The 17,172-nt window shown below is 73.3% G+C and carries 18 protein-coding genes; 12 read left to right on the forward strand and 6 right to left on the reverse strand.

The genetic code is table 11. The annotated features are described in order from the left end of the window. The 3 genes from K353_RS21805 to K353_RS21815 form a co-directional block, all read right to left on the reverse strand. Entirely contained in the window at positions 1 to 831 is an 831-nt protein-coding gene (locus tag K353_RS21805; RefSeq protein ID WP_233533734.1) for a hypothetical protein, read from the reverse strand. Between the two features lie 108 nt (positions 832 to 939). Continuing rightward, positions 940 to 1,629 carry a Crp/Fnr family transcriptional regulator gene (locus K353_RS21810; protein ID WP_233533735.1) on the reverse strand — a complete coding sequence of 230 codons (690 nt, stop codon included), beginning with the start codon at positions 1,627 to 1,629 and terminating at the stop codon, positions 940 to 942. A gap of 7 nt (positions 1,630 to 1,636) precedes the next feature. Next, positions 1,637 to 2,152 carry a Pycsar system effector family protein gene (locus K353_RS21815; protein WP_111555234.1) on the reverse strand — a complete coding sequence of 172 codons (516 nt, stop codon included), beginning with the start codon at positions 2,150 to 2,152 and terminating at the stop codon, positions 1,637 to 1,639. Positions 2,153 to 2,656: 504 nt separating this feature from the next. Between K353_RS21815 and K353_RS34465 the strand changes: the two genes are divergently transcribed. Continuing rightward, entirely contained in the window at positions 2,657 to 4,042 is a 1,386-nt protein-coding gene (locus tag K353_RS34465; RefSeq protein WP_111555235.1) for a hypothetical protein, read from the forward strand. 89 nt (positions 4,043 to 4,131) lie between these two features. Here the strand turns inward: K353_RS34465 and K353_RS21825 are convergent, their stop codons facing one another. Continuing rightward, positions 4,132 to 5,250, reverse strand: coding sequence for a choice-of-anchor M domain-containing protein (locus tag K353_RS21825; RefSeq protein WP_111555236.1), 1,119 nt, complete (start codon positions 5,248 to 5,250; stop codon positions 4,132 to 4,134). Between the two features lie 230 nt (positions 5,251 to 5,480). Between K353_RS21825 and K353_RS21830 the strand changes: the two genes are divergently transcribed. The 7 genes from K353_RS21830 (at position 5,481) to K353_RS21860 (ending at position 12,751) form a co-directional block, all read left to right on the forward strand. After that, positions 5,481 to 6,134, forward strand: a complete 654-nt coding sequence (locus tag K353_RS21830; protein ID WP_111555237.1) for a choice-of-anchor M domain-containing protein — start codon at positions 5,481 to 5,483, stop codon at positions 6,132 to 6,134. An 11-nt stretch (positions 6,135 to 6,145) separates the two neighbouring features. Further along, positions 6,146 to 6,796 (forward strand): choice-of-anchor M domain-containing protein, encoded by a 651-nt coding sequence (locus tag K353_RS21835; RefSeq protein WP_111555238.1) that lies wholly within the window; start codon positions 6,146 to 6,148, stop codon positions 6,794 to 6,796. Between the two features lie 62 nt (positions 6,797 to 6,858). Beyond that, entirely contained in the window at positions 6,859 to 8,649 is a 1,791-nt protein-coding gene (locus K353_RS36610) for a choice-of-anchor M domain-containing protein (RefSeq protein WP_111555239.1), read from the forward strand. Further along, positions 8,646 to 10,199, forward strand: coding sequence for an anchored repeat ABC transporter, substrate-binding protein (locus K353_RS21845; protein WP_111555240.1), 1,554 nt, complete (start codon positions 8,646 to 8,648; stop codon positions 10,197 to 10,199). Before K353_RS36610 ends, K353_RS21845 begins: the two co-directional genes overlap by 4 nt. Continuing rightward, on the forward strand, positions 10,196 to 11,104 hold the full coding sequence (locus K353_RS21850; RefSeq protein WP_111555241.1) for a TIGR03773 family transporter-associated surface protein: 909 nt from the start codon (positions 10,196 to 10,198) through the stop codon (positions 11,102 to 11,104). Before K353_RS21845 ends, K353_RS21850 begins: the two co-directional genes overlap by 4 nt. After that, positions 11,097 to 11,855, forward strand: a complete 759-nt coding sequence (locus K353_RS21855) for an anchored repeat-type ABC transporter ATP-binding subunit (RefSeq protein WP_233533736.1) — start codon at positions 11,097 to 11,099, stop codon at positions 11,853 to 11,855. Before K353_RS21850 ends, K353_RS21855 begins: the two co-directional genes overlap by 8 nt. Next, positions 11,852 to 12,751 (forward strand): anchored repeat-type ABC transporter permease subunit, encoded by a 900-nt coding sequence (locus K353_RS21860; protein ID WP_111555242.1) that lies wholly within the window; start codon positions 11,852 to 11,854, stop codon positions 12,749 to 12,751. Before K353_RS21855 ends, K353_RS21860 begins: the two co-directional genes overlap by 4 nt. A 59-nt stretch (positions 12,752 to 12,810) precedes the next feature. On the opposite strand, the gene K353_RS21865 is transcribed toward K353_RS21860, so the two are convergent. Both K353_RS21865 and rpmG read right to left on the reverse strand, forming a co-directional pair. Further along, positions 12,811 to 14,613: a ricin-type beta-trefoil lectin domain protein gene (locus K353_RS21865; protein ID WP_111555243.1), complete on the reverse strand. Its 1,803-nt coding sequence runs from the start codon at positions 14,611 to 14,613 to the stop codon at positions 12,811 to 12,813. 232 nt (positions 14,614 to 14,845) lie between these two features. Beyond that, positions 14,846 to 15,010, reverse strand: coding sequence for a 50S ribosomal protein L33 (gene rpmG, locus K353_RS21870; protein ID WP_111555244.1), 165 nt, complete (start codon positions 15,008 to 15,010; stop codon positions 14,846 to 14,848). Positions 15,011 to 15,161: 151 nt separating this feature from the next. Here rpmG and rpmB point away from each other — a divergent pair, with 151 nt between their 5' ends. From rpmB to rpmF, 4 genes are all read left to right on the forward strand, one after another. Continuing rightward, complete coding sequence (gene rpmB / locus K353_RS21875; RefSeq protein WP_100839969.1) at positions 15,162 to 15,398, forward strand: 50S ribosomal protein L28; 237 nt, start codon at positions 15,162 to 15,164, stop codon at positions 15,396 to 15,398. Then, complete coding sequence (rpsN, locus tag K353_RS21880; RefSeq protein WP_111555245.1) at positions 15,398 to 15,703, forward strand: 30S ribosomal protein S14; 306 nt, start codon at positions 15,398 to 15,400, stop codon at positions 15,701 to 15,703. The genes rpmB and rpsN overlap by 1 nt, the downstream gene beginning before the upstream one ends. Before the next feature lie 5 nt (positions 15,704 to 15,708). Next, entirely contained in the window at positions 15,709 to 16,872 is a 1,164-nt protein-coding gene (locus K353_RS21885; RefSeq protein ID WP_111555318.1) for a GTP-binding protein, read from the forward strand. Positions 16,873 to 16,967: 95 nt separating this feature from the next. After that, positions 16,968 to 17,132 (forward strand): 50S ribosomal protein L32, encoded by a 165-nt coding sequence (rpmF, locus tag K353_RS21890; RefSeq protein WP_111555246.1) that lies wholly within the window; start codon positions 16,968 to 16,970, stop codon positions 17,130 to 17,132. The last annotated feature ends 40 nt before the right edge of the window (positions 17,133 to 17,172 follow it).

Here is a 17,172-nt window from a genome sequence, read left to right on the forward strand (position 1 = left end):
TCAGCGGCTGCGGCGGTCGATCCGGAGCTGCTCGACATACCCCGTGATCACGGGGTCTTTGAGCTCGCCGTGGAAGTTCTGGACGGTCCCCGCCTTGACCGGCAGCTCCGGTGCGGCATGCGCCGAGGGCGTGGAACCGGTGCGCGGAGCGCGGCTGCCGGACGCGGGCAGGTATCCGCAGAGCGATGCTGCGGGCAGGCCCGGGACGAGCAGTCGGCATGACATCTCGAACTCGGGCTTTTCGGCCACCCGGGCTGTGGAAGAAATAAACTGGCGTTCCGTCAGCTCCGGACGGGTACGTCCGGCCTGCACGGAGCGCTGGTAGACGGGCTCCGAGAGAACGGCCGCCAAGAACAGCCCGTTGTCGGTCGCGGCCTCGACGGCCTGGTAGGCCGCATCGCTGTTGACCAGTCGACAGGCGTCGTTGATCGCGGTGCCGCGGTGGTCGGGGACGCTCAGTGGGCCGACATGGACGGCGGTGCGGAGGCGGATCGCCGGTGCGGCGGCCATCCGAATGCCTTCGTAGCGCTGGAGGGCGGCACTCAAGTTCCCCAGGAGGGGATCGACCAGTCGTGCAACGTGCTGGGGCGGGAGCAGAAGGATGACGCCGTCGCCGGCATCCTTGTACCCGGCGTCCAGGGGCTGGGGCGCGAGCAGTCCGCTCTGCGCGAAGACGGTCTCCAGGATGCTGTCCAGATCGGACCGGACGGATGCCATCTGAACTTCGGGGAGCTTGCTGTAGCCCTTCATGTCGACGACCATGACGGCCTGTTCGGGCGGCACGTCGTGGCCCGGTGCGTCGTAGTCCGGTGTGGAGACGGAGGAAGTCACGGGTGGGTGGCCTTTCGGCAGCAAGGGAGGAGGACGAGGCCCCATGCTGCTAGGCCGGACGGACCGGCGGTGCCCAGTACTGGGCACCGCCACGGTGGCCTGGGTCACTCAGGCGAGCACCTCGGCCTGGATGGCCGACATGTTCCGGATGACCAGTCCGCCGCCGGCCTCGGTCCCGAGCCAACCCCGTTCTCGCCACGGTCTGATCGCGCTGCCCACGCCGTTCCGGGAGGCGCCGATCAGCTGCGACAGCTCTGTCTGGGTCAACCGCACCACGGTATCCGCGCCGTGCCGGGAAGCCGCCTGAACCAGTCGGCCCAGAGCGGCGGCCAACCGCACCGGCACCGGCGCGGTCGCCATTTCCAGCCGAACCGCCTCCGCCTCCCGAACACGTGCAATGGCGTGCCGTAGCAAGGGAACCGTCAGATCGTGTTCGTGGACGAAGGCGAGGAAGTCGGGGGCGGGGATGAGGTGGACGCGGCACGGTTCGGCGGCGATCACCGAAGCCGAGCGCGGCTGGGTGTCCAGGACCGCGAGTTCGCCGAGCAGTTCACCGGCGCCGCGGACGGCCAGCAGCGTTCGCTCGCCGTGGGCACCTGCCAGGGTGACCAGGGTAGATCCGGAGCTGAGCAGGATCACCTGGGTGCCGGGGTCGCCCTGGCGGAGCAGCATGGATCTGGCGGGACGGCTGCGTTCCGGCGCGAGATTGCGAAGTTCTGACCAGAGCTGATCGCCGATGAGAGATTCATGGCGAAGGTACATGTGCCCCCCCTGGGTTTCTCCGAACAACAGCGGCACGATGGTTTCAATTCATGCAGGAAATCGCCAGGATGATTCCGGTCACCGTGCCCGCTGCGGCGATCAGGTCCACTGAGGTCCTGACGGCACGGAACTTCCGTTCGGCGAGCCCGGCCAAACGCCATAGGCGCTGCGCTTCCAGTTCGATCAGAGCCGCTCGGTCCAGAGTCGCCAGACCAGCGAGATTGCTCGTCGTCACCGAACCGGACCGGAAGGGCTCCAGCCTGGCCAGCGACCGGCCTTGCGGTAGCACCGGCCGGATGGCGAGAAGCGCCGCCGCCGCAGAGGCGAGCAAGAGCACGCAGCCGCACAGTACCGCCGCGGTCAACAGCACCGTTCCAGTGGACCATACCGGGGTGGCCGCCAGCACCGCGGCCAGCGTGCCGCTGGCCAGGGCACATAGCGTGGCGGCCTTCCCGTCCGCACGCTGGAGCTCCACGAGCACCGCCGCCGACCTGGCGCCGAGCACCGATTCCACTGCAACGAGCGACGCATCGACGGAACTGTCGTTCGTCTCCGACATTGAAACCCCCTGAGATGGTCGGACGATTCAGGCGTGACCACTCTCCGGGGTACGAGTGCGTACGGGAGCCCGCCACCGGGCACTGCTGCTGTTCGCCGCGTCACAGTCGGACGCGTGCAGCGGCTGAGAAGAGTCAGCCGACGTAGACCGTGCGGCAGATGCCGATTCCTCGCTCTTGTGGCGAAGGACGACTTTCGGGACGACAACGGCAAGAAGATCGTATGTCTGCGCAGATCCGGATTGCCGACGGACCGTGTTCTCCAAGTGCCTCGCCTGTGCATCGGGAAACCCCGGGCCGGTACCGCGCGGGCAGCAACATGCGCAGCCGAGGCGCCGGGGCGGCCAAGTCGGTGGTGGATTCCTGTTATGGCAGGGCGTCCGGTGGATCTCCTAGGACGCGGGCGGGTGGGAGCGGATCGGACCGCCCCCGTCTCCCGACCGGTCCGGCCGCCGTCCGGTGCCGAGATCCGCAGCCCCGCCGATCGTGCAAGGAGACCCACCCCGATGGTTCAGCGCCCCCGGCCGACCCGCCCCGCGACCGCCGCGTCCGCGACCGCCCCGCTGCTCGCCGCCTTCACCGCGAGCGCCCTCCTGGCCGGCCCCGTCCTGCTCGCCGCACCGGCCGTGGCCGCGCCGGAGCCGTCGAGCGTCGACCACCACGCCGTGGTGCTGGTGAACTTCCGCAACAAGGCACTCACCGACGCCGCCAAGACCCGGGCCGACGCCGTGCGGAACTTCTTCGGCACCGGCAGCACCTCGCTCGCCTCCTACTACGCCAGGAACTCCGGCGGCCGGATGCACGTGGTCCCCGCCCAGGGCGACGGGGTCTTCGGCCCGTTCACCATCGACATGGACGACTCCGCCGCCTGCGACAGCGGCACGATGAACGAACTCGCCCGCAAGGCCGTCCCCGGCGTGCCGTTCGACCACATCTCCGTCGTCTTCTACTCCGACTTCTGCTCCGACTGGTGGGGGCTGGGCTCGGTCTCCGGCCCCAACAGCTGGTTCCACGAGGGGGCCGTCGACGACGGCGCCGCCATCATCCACGAGATCGGCCACAACCTCGGCTTCCAGCACCAGGAACGCCAGGTCTGCCCGGCCGGCACCTTCACCGCCTGCACCGCCGACGAGTACAGCCACCGCACCCCGATGGGCGGCGGCGGCGAGAAGAAGGGCCTCAGCGCCCCCGAACTCCTCTCGCTCCAGTGGCTCACCGCCCAGCAGACCGCCACCCCCACGACCGGCACCAGCGTCCACCTCACCCCGCTGCACGCCCCCGGGACCGGCGGCACCCGCGCGATCGACCTGCCGCTCGGGACCGGCGGCGACCGCGTCGTCGTCGAGTACCGCACTCCCGACCCCGGCACCCCGGACATGGACGTGCCCCGGGGCGTCGCCGTCTACCGCGTCACCAAGGGCAACTACAGGGACGCCGTCCTGATCAGCAACACCGCCCAGCAGAAGAAGGCCGCCAACAACTCCCTCGACGTCAACGGCCCGGCCCTCACCGACGCCGCCCACCTGTCCGTCAGCGTCGTCGGCACCAGCGACACCGGGGCCGACGTCCGGATCCGGCTCGGCGCCGACGCCGCCCCGAAGACCACCGCCCCGGCCGCCGCCGCGCCCACCGCTGCCACCGTCGAGCCCGCGCCCTCCGGTGCCGCACCGGGACCGCTCTCGGCCGAGTACCCCGACCACCAGGCCGTCGACCCCACCAGCTCCGCTCCCGCCGCCCCCACCGCCACCGCCACCGACGGCCGGGGCCTCGCCCAGACCGGCGGCGGCGGTTCCGCACTGCCCCTGACCCTGGGCGCCGTCGCCGCCCTGCTGATCGGCGCCGCCCTCTTCCTCGTCAACCGCCGGGGCACCGGCCGCCGCGCCCGCCGCTGAGGACCGCCCCACTGCTCGGCCCGTCCGGCGGAACGCCGAAACCGGACGGGCCGGAGCGCAGGTACGTGGACGCGCGGGTGCGGGCCGGGTCAGTCCGGGCGGCGGACGCGGTGACGGTCCGTCAGGAGTGCTGCTCCTGCGGCGAGCAGGAGTCCGGCCGTGACGAGGACGGGGGTGAGCGGGAACCCGGTGGAGGCCAGCTGCCCGGCGGTGGCGGTGGCGGCCGGTTCGGGGGCGCTCGCCGGTGCCGGGGCCGGGGCCCGGGTGGTGGCAGAGGCGGAGACGGAGGGCCGGGGCGAGGCCGGGCTCGGGTCGGGAGCCGCACTCGTGCTCGTACTCGCACTCGCACTCGCCGTTGTGCTGGGGCTGGGGCTCGCGCTCACGCCTGCGGAGGGCGACGGTGACGGTGACGGCGAGGATGACGGTGCCGCCGACACCGAGGGCGAGGGCGAAGGCGAGGGGGAGGTGCTCGGCTGGTCGCCGGGCAGGGTGATGGTCGCGGTGTCGAGGTCGCCGACGGCGAAGGTGTAGACGGAGCTGTCGCTGACGGGGCCGGTGCCGTTGAGGTCGGCGTTCCAGGTGAAGGTGAGGCGGTAGACGCCGGGCTCGGTGAAGGCCCAGTTGGCGTGCTGATGGGTGTTGCTGGGGACGGGGTAGTGGGCGGGCAGTCCCGCCCGGCTGTCGAGGACCGTCTCGGGTTCGCCGAACGGGGACCACTCCCAGAGCACGACGTCGCCGGGCCCGTCCACCGCGTCCAGCGAGAGGGTGAGGTCGCCGTCCACGTCGTCGGGGGTGAAGGACTGGGTGCTCCAGCCCGCCCAGATGAGGGCGGGGTCCTGGGTCTGCGGGATGCAGTAGACGGTGTCGCCGGGGGAGCCCAGGAACTCGAACCCCGTGGTGTCGGCGGTGAGGTGGAGCGCGCCGGCCCCGGTGAGGTGCAGGATCACGGACTCGGGGGTGCGCCAGACCGGAGCGAGGGCGTCGCGGTCGTCGAGCAGCAGGCTCTGGAACGCGCCGTCGGCGATCCGCGGGGAGACCGCGTCCACGTGCCCGGAGTCGATGACGGTCCGTTCGGTGCGGACGGGGGCCTCGGTGTTGGCGAGGGCGGGCCGGACGATCTGGGCCTGCCGGGCGGGCGCACCGGCGGCCGGAGTGGCCGTGGCCCCGGCGAGGAGTGCCGCAGCGGTCAGAGCGGCAGCCGAAGTCAATTGGAACGAACGGGATGTGGGGCCTTTCACGGCGCCCTTCCTTTCGATGCGGGACCGCACGGGCGGAGCCGGGTGGGGCGGGAGAAGGCAGACCTTATCCGATATGAACATCATTTCCAACTTCGATCCGAGGTTGGCCCGCGCTCGCCCGGAGCACCTTGCATATGAAAATGAAAATGGTTACCGTTTGCGCCGTCGAGCCCAACGAGGGCTCCGTGCAAGGAGGTTCCGTGCGCCGTCCTGCCCGCCTGCTCGTCACCGCAGGCGCCCTGATCGCCACGCTCGCAGCCGCGGGCCCCGCTTCCGCCACCTGCCCGATCGTCCTCGACCACGGCCACGTGGACGTGGTCGGCCTCGGCTACGAGAACGGCCGCCTGGAGGTGGGCGTCCACGACGAGAGCGGCACCGAAGAGGTCGAGTACACCCCCGAAGAGGTCGTCCTGAAGGCCCTGCCCGCCGCCGGGACGACCGTGCCGGCCGGCTCCGCGTACGCCTTCCTCGGCGCCGCCGGCACGCCGGTGTGGATCCTGCCCGAGGTGCAGAACCCGGACCTGCTCTGGGCCGGGTTCGGCGCGGAGGAGCTGTCCACCGGCGACTTCACCAACGACGCCGTCAACGTGCGGTTCCTGTCCGTCCAGGGCCCCGGCAAGGTCGCCGTCTACACCGACGACGTGTTCGGCGCGCCCGAGACCGTGCTCGTCGACAGCGGCGACGGCCTGCCCGACACCGTCACCCTGCACGCGGGCGACCACACCCACGCCAACTGGGCCTTCTCCAAGCCCGGCACCTACACGCTGAAGGTCAAGGCGGACGCCAAGGTCGCCGCCACCGGGAAGACCGTCAACTCGCGCACCGTCACCTACACCTTCCAGATCAAGAACTGAGGACCGTCGCCATGCGCGCACCCACCAAGGCCCTGGGGTCCCTGCTGCTCGCCGCGGCGCTGGTCACGGGGATCACCACCTCCGCCAGCGCCACCACCGTCACCCTCTCCAGCGGCCACGTCGACGTGCTGGACATCGACTACAGCGGCGGGTCGCTCACCCTCGACCTGCTCGACTCGACCACCGCCACCACCGTCGACCGCGCTCCGTCGGACGTCGTGCTGAACGTCCCGCTCGCCGCCAAGCACACCAACGTGCCCAACACGCCCGCCTGGTCCTTCCTCGGCACCGGCGGCACCGCCTGGATCCTCCCGCAGAGCCAGACCGCGGGCCTGCTCTGGGCCGGTTGGAACGCCACCGACGTCCCCGCCGGGGTCTTCCAGAACAACCAGGTGCAGTTCCAGCTCACCGCCGTCAGCGGTCCCGCCGGGTTCAGCATCTACACCGCGGCGGGCAGCACGCCCACCAAGCTCGCCGACAGCGACGACGGCCTGCCCGACACCGTCACCGTCGCCGCCGGGGCGCACACCCACGCCAACTGGGGCTTCGACGCGGCCGGGACGTACCTGGTGACCTTCAAGGTCAGTGGCGTCCTCGCCTCGAACGGACAGACCGTCACCTCGGCCCCGCAGCAGTACACCTTCCACGTCCTGAACGCCTGACCCGGCGGGCCCGGTCCGGGCCCGGACGTCCGCAGCCCACCGACCCAGGAGTCGCGACCAGCATGAAGAGTTCACGGGCCGCCCGGGCGGCGGCGGCCGGATCGGCCCTCGCCGTCCTCTGGGCCGCCGGCGGCGCGCACGCCGCCCTCCCGGACGCGCCGGTCGGCGCCGCCATCCCGAGCGGCGGCGCCGACCTCGTCCTCGCCCTGACCGGGCCCGGCCTCGACCTCACGGTCGGCACCCCCGCACCCGCCACCGGCGGCCCGAACGCCGACACCCGACTGCTCACCCTCGGATCGGCCGACCGGTCCACCGTCCCGGACGGCGCCCCCGCCTTCCTCGGCCCGCCCGGCACGCCGCTGTGGCGGTTCGGCGCGGACGGCGGCCAGGACGGCCCGCACTGGGACACCGCCGCCGTCCCCGCCGCCGACCTCGCACCGCCCGGCCTGTCGCTCTCCCTCGGCCGGGTGCAGGGGCCCGGCGCGGTGATCGCCTACACCACCGGAACGGCGGGACCCGAAGATCCGGACGGGTCCAACTCGCCTCCGGGGAAGGCGGGTTCGACCGACCCCGAGGCCGAGACCGAGACCGGAACCGGGACCGAACCCGATCCCGGACCGCTTCTGCTCCTCGACAGCGCCGACGCCCGGCCCGACACCACGGCCTTGGCGCCCGCCGCCCGGGGCGGCCTGGTCTGGGCGTTCACCAGCCCCGGCGCGTACGACTTCGACCTCACCGCCGAGGCGGCCCTGTCCGGCGGGGGATCGGCGATCCGCACGGTCCACGTGCACGCCACCGTCGCCGAGCCGCCCACCGCCGAACCGTCCGTCCCGGCTGCACCCGTACCTGCACCCGTACCCGCACCTGTCGCCGGGCCCACCGTCGCCGGGCCCACCGTCGCCGGGCCCACCGCCGCCGGGCCCACCGGCGGGTCCGCCCCGCCGTCGGCCGCCCGCGCCCTGCGGTCCGCGTCGCTGCCCGGGGCGGAGATCGCCACCGCGCCGGTCACCATCGGCGACGGCCACGTGGACGCGCTGGCGGGCCAGTGGGTGGACGGGCGGCTGCGGCTGCTGTTCAAGGACAGCCGCAGCCCGGACGCCGTGGTCTGGCGGGAGCCCTCCGCGGTGACGGTGCACGTGAACGACGCGGCCCGGCAGCAGGTCCCGGCGGGCTCGGCCTACTCCTTCCTCGGTGCGCCGGGCAGCACCTTCTGGCTGATCCCGCAGGTGCAGAAACCCGGTGTGGTGTGGGCGGGTTGGAACACCGAGGCGCTGGCCTCCGGCCCGCTGTCCGGGCCGCTGCAACTGACGCTGACCGGGGTGGACGGCCCCGGAACGGTCGCGATCTGGCAGACCGCCGGTCTCGGCGGGGCCACCGTCCTGTACGACAGCCGCGACGGCCTCCCGGACCGCGCGCCGGTCGACCTCGGCGTCCACGCGCACGCCAACTGGGGGTTCGGCGCGGCCGGCACCTACCGGCTCACCTTCGCCCTCGGCGGGCACCTCGCCACCGGGGAGGCCGTCACGGACACCCGCACGTACACCTTCACCGTCGGGGACGGGTCGGGCGCGGCCCCCGCCACGGGCGGCGGCACCGCGTCCACCGGCACCACCGCGACCGGCACCGGCACTCGCACCGGCAGCACGGCGAGCAGCACCGACACCGGCACCCCCGGCGCGCTCGCCCAGACCGGTCCGGCCGCCGCCGTCCCGCTCACCGTCTCCGGCGCGCTGCTGCTGTTCGGCGGCGGCCTGATCACCGCCGTCGGCCGTCGACGTGCCGAGCCGGGCCCCGTCCCGACCGCCACCGACGACCACCGGCACTCCTCGAACCCCCGGAGCGACCAGCGATGAAACGCCCCACCGCCCTGCTCGGGGCCGGCGCCCTGCTGCTCGGCGCCCTGACCGCCTGCGGGCCGGAGGACGCCGCCGGCCCGCACGACGGCAAGGGCCTGCGGGTGGTGACCACCACGGAGATCCTGGCGGACCTGGTGCGCCAGGTCGGCGGCGACCGGGTCCGGGTGGACTCGATCGTCCCGCCCGGCGGCGACCCGCACTCCTACGAGCCCACCCCCAGGGACGCGGCGAAGGTCGCCGAAGCCGACGTGACCTTCACCAACCACCTGCTCCTGGAGGAGCACGCGCTGATCAAGACCATCGACGCCAACGCCCCGGCGGGCTCGCCGAACGTCTCGCTCGCCGAGGCGGCCGAGGCGTACGGCGCGCACGTCATCCCGCTGGTGGAGAACATCGCCCTCGACGTCCCGTGGCTCGGCCTGCGGGTGCGCGGCGAGGGCGCGGCGCGCGGGGCGACCCGCTCCTCCGACGTGCTGCTCTCCGCCACCGACATGCGGGGCCCCGGCCGGCTCGTCGCCTACCTGACCGAGTCGCTCGGCCAGCCGCAGGTGTACTTCGACTCCGGCGACGGCCTGGACGAGAAGGACACCACCTCGCTGCCGCCCGCCGCCCACACCCACCTGAACTGGGCGTTCACCGCGCCCGGCGTCTACCACCTCACCCTGCGCGCGCAGGTGAAGAACCCGCAGGGCCCGCTGCAGGAACTCGGCACCGGCACCTTCACCTTCGCCGTCGGTGTCGACCCGCACGGCGTCGCCCGCCCGCAGGACACCGTCATCGACGAGGGCCACACCGACCTGACCGTCAACCTCGACACCGGCGTGCTCTCCGCCTACACCGACCTGCGGGCCGGGGACGGGCAGCAGGAGGAGCTGCCGCCCGACCAGGTCGTCATCGACGTCCCGAACAAGGCGCTCGACAAAGTGCCCGACAACCCGGCCTTCGCCTTCCTCGGGCCGCCCGGCACGCCCGTCCACCAGCTGCCGCAGGCGGTCCTCGGCAAGCACGTCCACGGCGAGATCGACCCCCACCTGTGGCAGGACGCCGAGAACGCCAAGGCGTACGTCCAGCTGATCCGGGACACCCTGGCCCGGCGCGACCCCGGCGGGGCGGACGCCTACGCGGAGAACGCCCGACGGTACGGGGAGGAGCTGGACGCGCTGGACGCCCACCTGTCCGCCCAGGTGGCCCGGATACCCGCCGACCGCCGCCAGTTGATCACCACCCACGACGCCTTCGGCTACCTCGCCCAGGCGTACGGGCTGAAGGTCGCCGGGTTCGTCGTCCCCAACCCGGCGCAGGAACCCAGCGCGGACGACGTGCAGCGGCTGACCACCACCATCCGCAACCTGAAGGTCCCGGCCGTCTTCACGGAGCCCAACCTCGCCCGGCGCGCGGCCGTCCTCACCCAGGTCGCCGAGGACCAGGGCGTGAAGGTCTGCACCCTGTACGGGGACGCCTTCGACGCGCACGTCCGCCACTACACCGACATGATGCGCCACAACGCCGACGAGCTGCTCTCCTGCCTGGGCGGAGGCGCCCCGTGACCGCCGCCCGCCGCGCCGCGCACGCCCTCGCCGCCGTCCTGACGGCCACCCTCGCCGCCGGCCTGTCCGTCCCCGCCGCGGCGGCCGACAGCGCCGAGCCGACCGTACCCACCGCGACCGCCACCGGCGACGCGCCGACCGTCCTCGCCGACGGCCACGTCGACCTCGGGCCGCGCTTCGAGCAGGGGCGCTGGACCATCGGCATCCGGGACGACAGCGGCCCCGCCCCCGTGTGGCGCGACCCCGACCGGGTGGTGCTCCAGGCCGTGGACGCCGCCGCCGTGGCGGTGCCGGCGGACCCGGCGTTCGCCTTCCTCGGCACCCCGGGCGCGCAGGTCTGGCTGCTGCCCCAGGTGCAGCAGCACGGCGTCCTGTGGCCGGGCTGGAACAGCCAGGACCCGAGCGTCATCCACACCGTCGACCGCGAGGTCACCTGGCAGTTGGAGTCGGTGCGCGGCCCGGGGCACTTCACGCTCTTCCTGAACGGGAGCTTCGGCACGCCCGAGCCGGTCTTCGACAGCACCCGGCCGCTGCCGCAGGAGACCGGCATCGAGACCAACAGCCACGTCCACGGGAACTGGGCGTTCACCGCCCCGGGCAGCTACCTGCTCGGCATCCGGGTGACCGCCAGGACCCTGGACGGGCGGACCCACGACGCCCGCACCACGCTCCATTTCTCGGTCGGCCCGCAGGACCCGCGCTCGGCCCTCCCGGCCGCGCCGGACACCCCGGCAGCACCGACGGCACCGGCGGAAACGGCGGCACCGGCGGAGACGGCGGCGTCGGGAGCGGCCCGGAAGCCGTGGATTCCGTGGGCAGTGGGCGGCGGTGCGGTGATCGTCCTGGCCGCCGGGGCGACGGTGGTGTCGGTGCGCCGCCGCATGAAGGGAAATCGAAGTGACTGAACGTCAGATTGCTCTGGAAATACGCGGGTTGGTTGTCCTGCTCGGCGGCCGGGAGGTGCTGCACGACGTGGACCTGACCGTCCGGGCCGGGGAGCTGGTCGGCCTGATCGGGCCCAACGGCGCGGGCAAGACGACCGTGCTGCGCGCCGTCCTCGCGCTGATCCCGGTCCGGGCCGGAACCGTCACCCTGGACAGCGCCCCGGCCGAGCGGCGGCGCGGCAGCGTCGGCTACGTGCCGCAACGGCACGAGTTCGCCTGGGACTTCCCGCTCTCGGTGGAGAAGGCCGTGATGAGCGGCCGGGTCCACCGGATCGGCTGGCTGCGCCGTCCCGGGGCGGCGGACCGGGCCGCCGTGGACGAGGCGCTGGAGCGGGTGGACCTGGCCGAGCTGCGGCACCGTCCGATCGGGGAGCTCTCCGGCGGCCAGCGCCAGCGCGTCCTGGTCGCCCGCGCGCTGGCCCTGCGGCCCCGACTGCTGCTGCTGGACGAGCCGTTCACCGGCCTCGACGTGCCGACCCAGGACCTGCTGACCGGGCTCTTCGCCCGCCTCCGCGCGGAAGGAACCGCCCTGCTGATGACCACCCACGACCTGCCCGCGGCGGCCGGCGCCTGCACCCGGCTCTGCCTGCTGAACCGGACCGTCGTCGCCGACGCCGCCCCCGACGGCCTGCGCGACCCGGAGGTCTGGCTGCGGACGTTCGGCGTGACCCGCACCGACCAGCTGCTGCACTCCCTGGGGGTGGAGCGGTGAACGCCGTCCTCGCCTTCCTCACCGACCCGTGGCAGCACGTCTTCATGCAGCGGGCGCTGCTGGTCGCGGCGATGTCCGGCATCGTCGCGGGCGTGATCGGCAGCCATGTCGTCCTGCGCGGCATGGCCTTCATCGGCGACGCCGTCTCGCACGCCGTCTTCCCCGGCGTCGCGATCGCCTTCGTCCTGCACACCAGCCTGGTGCTCGGCGGCGCGGTCGCCGGCCTGGCCACCGCGCTGGCGGTCGCCGTCTTCTCGCAGAACCGGCGGCTCAAGGAGGACAGCGTGATCGGCGTGTTCTTCGCCGCCGCGTTCGGCCTGGGCATCGTGGTCCTCAGCACCGCGCCCGGCTACAGCGGCTCACTGGAGTCCTTCCTGTTCGGGCAGATCCTCGGCATCGGCGACGGCGACGTGCTGACCGTCGCGGTGGCGGGCACGGTCCTGGTCGCGGTGGCGCTGCTGCTCCACAAGGAACTGGTCGCGGTCAGCCTGGACCGGGAGACCGCCCGGGCGCTCGGCCTGCCGGTCCTGCTGCTGGACGCGGTGCTCTACGCGCTGGTCACCGTGACGGTGGTGATCTCGCTCCAGGCGGTCGGCAACGTCCTGGTGCTGGCCCTGCTGATCACCCCGGCGTCGTGCGCGCGGCTGCTGACCGACCGGATCGGCGTGATGATGGTCCTCGCCCCGGCGATCGGCGCGGGCTCCTCGCTCACCGGCCTGTACCTGTCGTACGCCTGGAACCTCGCCGCGGGCGGGTTGATCGTCCTGGTGGCGACGGCGGTGTTCCTGCTCTGCTGGACCTTCGCCCCGCGGCACGGCCTGCTGGCGGGCCTGCGCCGCCGCGCCGCCGCCACTGCCACCGCCACCACCGCTGCCGCCGTCCGGGCCCCGAGCTGACCGGCCCCGGGCCGACCGGCCCCGACTCCGGAGCGGTCGGCCCGGGGCCGGTCGGCCGCTCAGGACGAGGGCGGGGTGGCGAAGGGGGCGCTCCAGGTCTGGTTGGGCTGGTGGCTGCCGCAGGTGTAGGTGGCGACGGTGGCGCTCGTGTCGGTGCCGAGGCCGCTGCCGGCGACGTCGACGCAGACGCCGGTCGCCTGGCGCAGCTGCCCGGACCGGTTGTAGCTCCACACCTGCTTGGGGTCGGACCCGTTGCAGGCGGCCAGGGTGAGGCCGGAGGAGGCGCCGGAGACGCACAGCCCGGTGTTCTGGTAGGAGGCGATCAGGCCGTCGGCCCGCCGGGTCCACTGCTGGTTCGAGGTGCCGTGGCAGGCGTAGAGGGCGACCTTCGCGCCGGCGGCGGCGCCGTTGTACGCGTCCAGGCAGAGCGGGCTGGCCTGGAAGGCGCTCTGCACGCCGGTGATCTGGCCGGTCGGGACGGCGGGGCCGCAGGTTCCCGGGGAGATCCGGTAGGCGGCGTTGTCGTGGCTGCCGATGGTGGTGGTGAGGGAGCCGGTGGCGCTGGAGGCGGTGTGCGTCCACAGGTCGCGGACGGGGTGGGCGCAGGAGTCGGCGAAGCCGATCCGGCCGAGGTCGAGGGTGTAGGCGGTGGCGGTGGCGTTCTTGTTGAGGACGACCACGGCCCGGCCGCCGTCGGCCAGCGGCTTGACGACGACGTCGATCCCGGCGGTGGTGGCGGCGTTGTCGCGGGAGGCGAGGTAGCCGCCGGCGCCCAGCGCGTCCTGGTCGACGGCGATCAGGTCGGCGTTCTTCAGGATGCCCAGCTGCGGCGCGTAGGCGGTCGGGTCGGCGGCCATCTTCCGGACGTCGGTGCTGATCATCAGGGGGGAGCCCATCGCGGACCAGAGCGCGAACTGGCTGCGCTGCTCGGCGAGGGTGAGCTGGTTGTTGTCGCCGATCAGCAGCATGTCGGCGTCGTTGGCGTTGCCCGGGCCGTTGTAGCGGGCCAGGCCGACGGTGTCGATGAAGTTCTGCAGCACGCCGCCCTCGTACCAGTCCGCGGCGTGCGGGGAGTCCCAGGCGGAGGCGGTCGTGCCGTGCCAGACGTTGATGTCGGGGCTGACCCGCCACATCTGGCCCAGCCCCCGGACCCAGTCCATCGTCTCGTACTTGGCGGTGGAGGTCGGCCCGTAGCCGGCCGGCGCCGACTCGTTGAAGAGGATCTTGCGGTCCCTGTTCGCGGTGGCGGTGCCCAGGGCCCGGGCGAACGCGGTGAACTCGCTCTGCCGGTTGGTGGAGTCCGTCCCGCAGTTGTCGAGCTTGATGGAGTCGACGCCCCAGTACGCCAGGGAGTTGGCGTCGGCCTGCTCGTGGCCCATGATGCCGCCGGGTACGCCCTGGCAGGTGTTCACCCCGGAGGTGGTGTAGAGGCCGGCCTGCATGCCCTGGCCGTGGACGTAGGACGCGTAGTCGGTCAGCTCCCAGTCGAACCCGGGCTGGCTGCTGCCGCCCCAGGTCGCGGCGCCGTGCAGGTAGCCGGCGGAGGTCCGCTGCATCCAGCAGTCGTCGACGGTCAGGTTGGTGTAGCCGGCGGCGACCAGGCCGGTGTCCTTCATCGCCTTGGCCTGGTCCTGCATGAACTGCTGGAAGGAGTAGCCGGTCCGGGTGCCGTCCAGCCGGGCCTGGGCGGCGCAGGTGAAGCGGGCCCAGTTGTTGAAGCCCATCAGCGGTTTGACGCCGATGGCGGTGCTGGTGTTGGCGGCGACCGGGTCGGCCTGGGCGGCGGGTGCGCCGCTGACGGCCAGTGCGGCGACGACGGCTGCCGTCGTCGCGGCCGCGGCCGTTCTCCTGCTCCACGTCATGGGGGAACCTCCTGTGGGGGACGGGCCGTTCCGGTGGGTCGGCGGGCCCGAGGGGGTGGGCGGCCGGCATTCACCGTGAGTGAAAGTGCTTGCTTCGGTACTTTGGCGCGCACCTTTGCGCAAACTGTGCGGGCGGCGGCAGTCCGTGTCAAGGGAGCTCGCAAGCCCGGCCGGGGACGTGACGGTCCCCGGCCGGGGTGCCGGGCGTGCGTGGCGCGGGAGTCGGTGGAGGTCAGCGCTCCTCGCGGAAGTCGACGTGGCGCCTGACGACCGGGTCGTACTTGCGCAGGACCAGCCGGTCCGGGTCGTTGCGGCGGTTCTTGCGGGTGACGTAGGTGGAGCCCGTTCCGGCGGTGGAGCGGAGCTTGACGATCGGGCGCAGTTCGTTGCGGGCCATGGGGGTCCTCGGGTTCGGCCGGGTGTCCGGGTTCGGTGTCGGGGGAGAGGGGGGGCAGGGGGCAGGGGGCGGGGGTGGAGCACGACTCTAGCAAAATGAAATCCATTTTCATGTAGAGTGCTCCCGTCCACCCGACCGGAACGGAGCCCCGATGTCCGCCCACTGCCAACTGACCGGCCGCAGGCCGGGATTCGGCAACGCGATCTCCCACTCGCACCGCCGCACCCCGCGCCGCTTCGACCCGAACATCCAGCGCAAGCGCTACTGGCTGCCCAGCGAGGGCCGCCACGTGCGCCTCACGCTCAGCGCCAAGGGCCTCAAGACCGTCGACGCCATCGGGATCGAGGCCGCCGTGGCCCGCATCCGCGCCCGCGGGGAGAAGGTCTGATGGCCAAACGCAGCAAGATCGCCAGGAACGAGCACCGCCGCGCCCTGGTCGCCCGCCACGCCGAGCGCCGGGCCGAGCTGAAGCGCACCCTCACCCACCCCGCCAGCACGTCGGAGCAACGCGCGTCCGCTCGGCGAGAGTTGGACCGCCAGCCCAGGGACGCCAGCGCCACCCGCCTGCGCAACCGGGACGCCGTGGACGGCCGCCCGCGCGGCTACCAGCGCGCCTTCGGCCTGTCCCGGATCAACCTGCGCACCATGGCGCACGCCGGACAGCTGCCGGGCGTGCGCACGTCGAGCTGGTGAGCGCCGTGCCCGCCCACCTCCGACTCCCCGTCGTGATCGTCGCCGGCCTGCACCGCGCCGAACGCCGCCGCGCCGTCAAGGAGTTGCTCGACGCGAGCATCGGCGCCGTCGTCCTCCACCACGACCTGCGCGACGCCGACCGCGGCCTGGTGCACCGCCAACTGCGCGACGACGAAGGCGTGTTCGACACCCGCGAACTGCCGCTGGTCAACGGCTGCCCCTGCTGCGCGGTGCGCGAGGACCTGCTGCCCGAGCTGGCCGGGATCGCCGAGTCCGGCGAACACGGCCTGGCGATCGTCGAACTGTGGGGCGGCAGCGACCCGCACCCGGTGGCCGAGGTGATCGCCGAGGGCGAGCTGGACGGCCGCCCGATGGGGGAGCTGATCGAACTCGCCGGGGTGGTCACGGCGGTCGACCCCGACCGGCTGATCGGCGAACTCTCGGTCTCCGACGACCTCGCCGAACACGCCGAGCACACCTCCGCGGACGACGCCCGCACCCGGGCCGAGGCACTCGCCCACCAGATCGAGTACGCCACCACCCTCGCCCTCGCCCGCGGCGGCGACACCGGCCTCGCGATGCTGCGCCAACTGCACCCCACCGCCCGGCGGGTGGCGCTCGGCACCGGCGAACTCCTGCGGGCGGCGCTCGGCGGCTTCGACGTCCCGGCCGCCCGCGACCGGGTCAACCCGGCCCTGGCCCTGCTGCCGCAGCAGGCCGACGAGGCGGGCGTGGCCACCCTGGTGTGGGAGCGCCGCCGCCCGCTGCACCCCGGACGGCTGCACGACGCGCTGGAACTGCTCGTCCCCGCCGCGCAGCGCAGCCGCGGCCGGTTCTGGCTGGCCAACCGCCCCGCACTCATGCTGGCCTGGGACGCGGCCGGAGCCAACCTCGCGGTCGAGGAGTGCGGGCCGTGGCTGGCCACCCTCCCCGACGAGCACTGGGAGCACTACCCGCCCGAACGCCGGGCCGCCGCCGCCCTCGACTGGCACCCGCAGCACGGCGACCGCGTCCAGCAACTCGCCTTCACCGCCGAAGGGCTGGACGCCGACGGGATCACCGAACTTCTCGACTCCTGCCTGCTCACCGACGCCGAACTGCTCGCGGGCGAACCGGGCTGGAAGACCCTCCCCGACGCCTTCGCGGACCTGCTCGAACCCGTCGCCTGACCGCCCGCCCGCCGCCCCGATCCGCCACGACCCGAGCGCCGCCACCACCCGAGCGCCACCACCCGGGCGCCGCCACCACCCGACAGGAGCCCACGATGGCCGTCCCCAAGCGCAGGACCTCCCGCAGCAACACCCGCCACCGCCGCGCCCGGTGGAAGGCCGCGGCCCCGCAGTTGGTCCCGGTCACCGTCGACGGGCGCGAGCACCTCGTCCCGCGCCGGCTGGCGAAGGCGTACGAGCGCGGCCTGCTGACGCCGTGAGAGCGGAGCAGTGGGGCCGCAGCCTGGCGCTGCGGCCCCC

Origin of the sequence: Kitasatospora sp. SolWspMP-SS2h (assembly GCF_003259315.1) — a bacterium.
GTDB lineage: Bacteria > Actinomycetota > Actinomycetes > Streptomycetales > Streptomycetaceae > Kitasatospora > Kitasatospora fiedleri.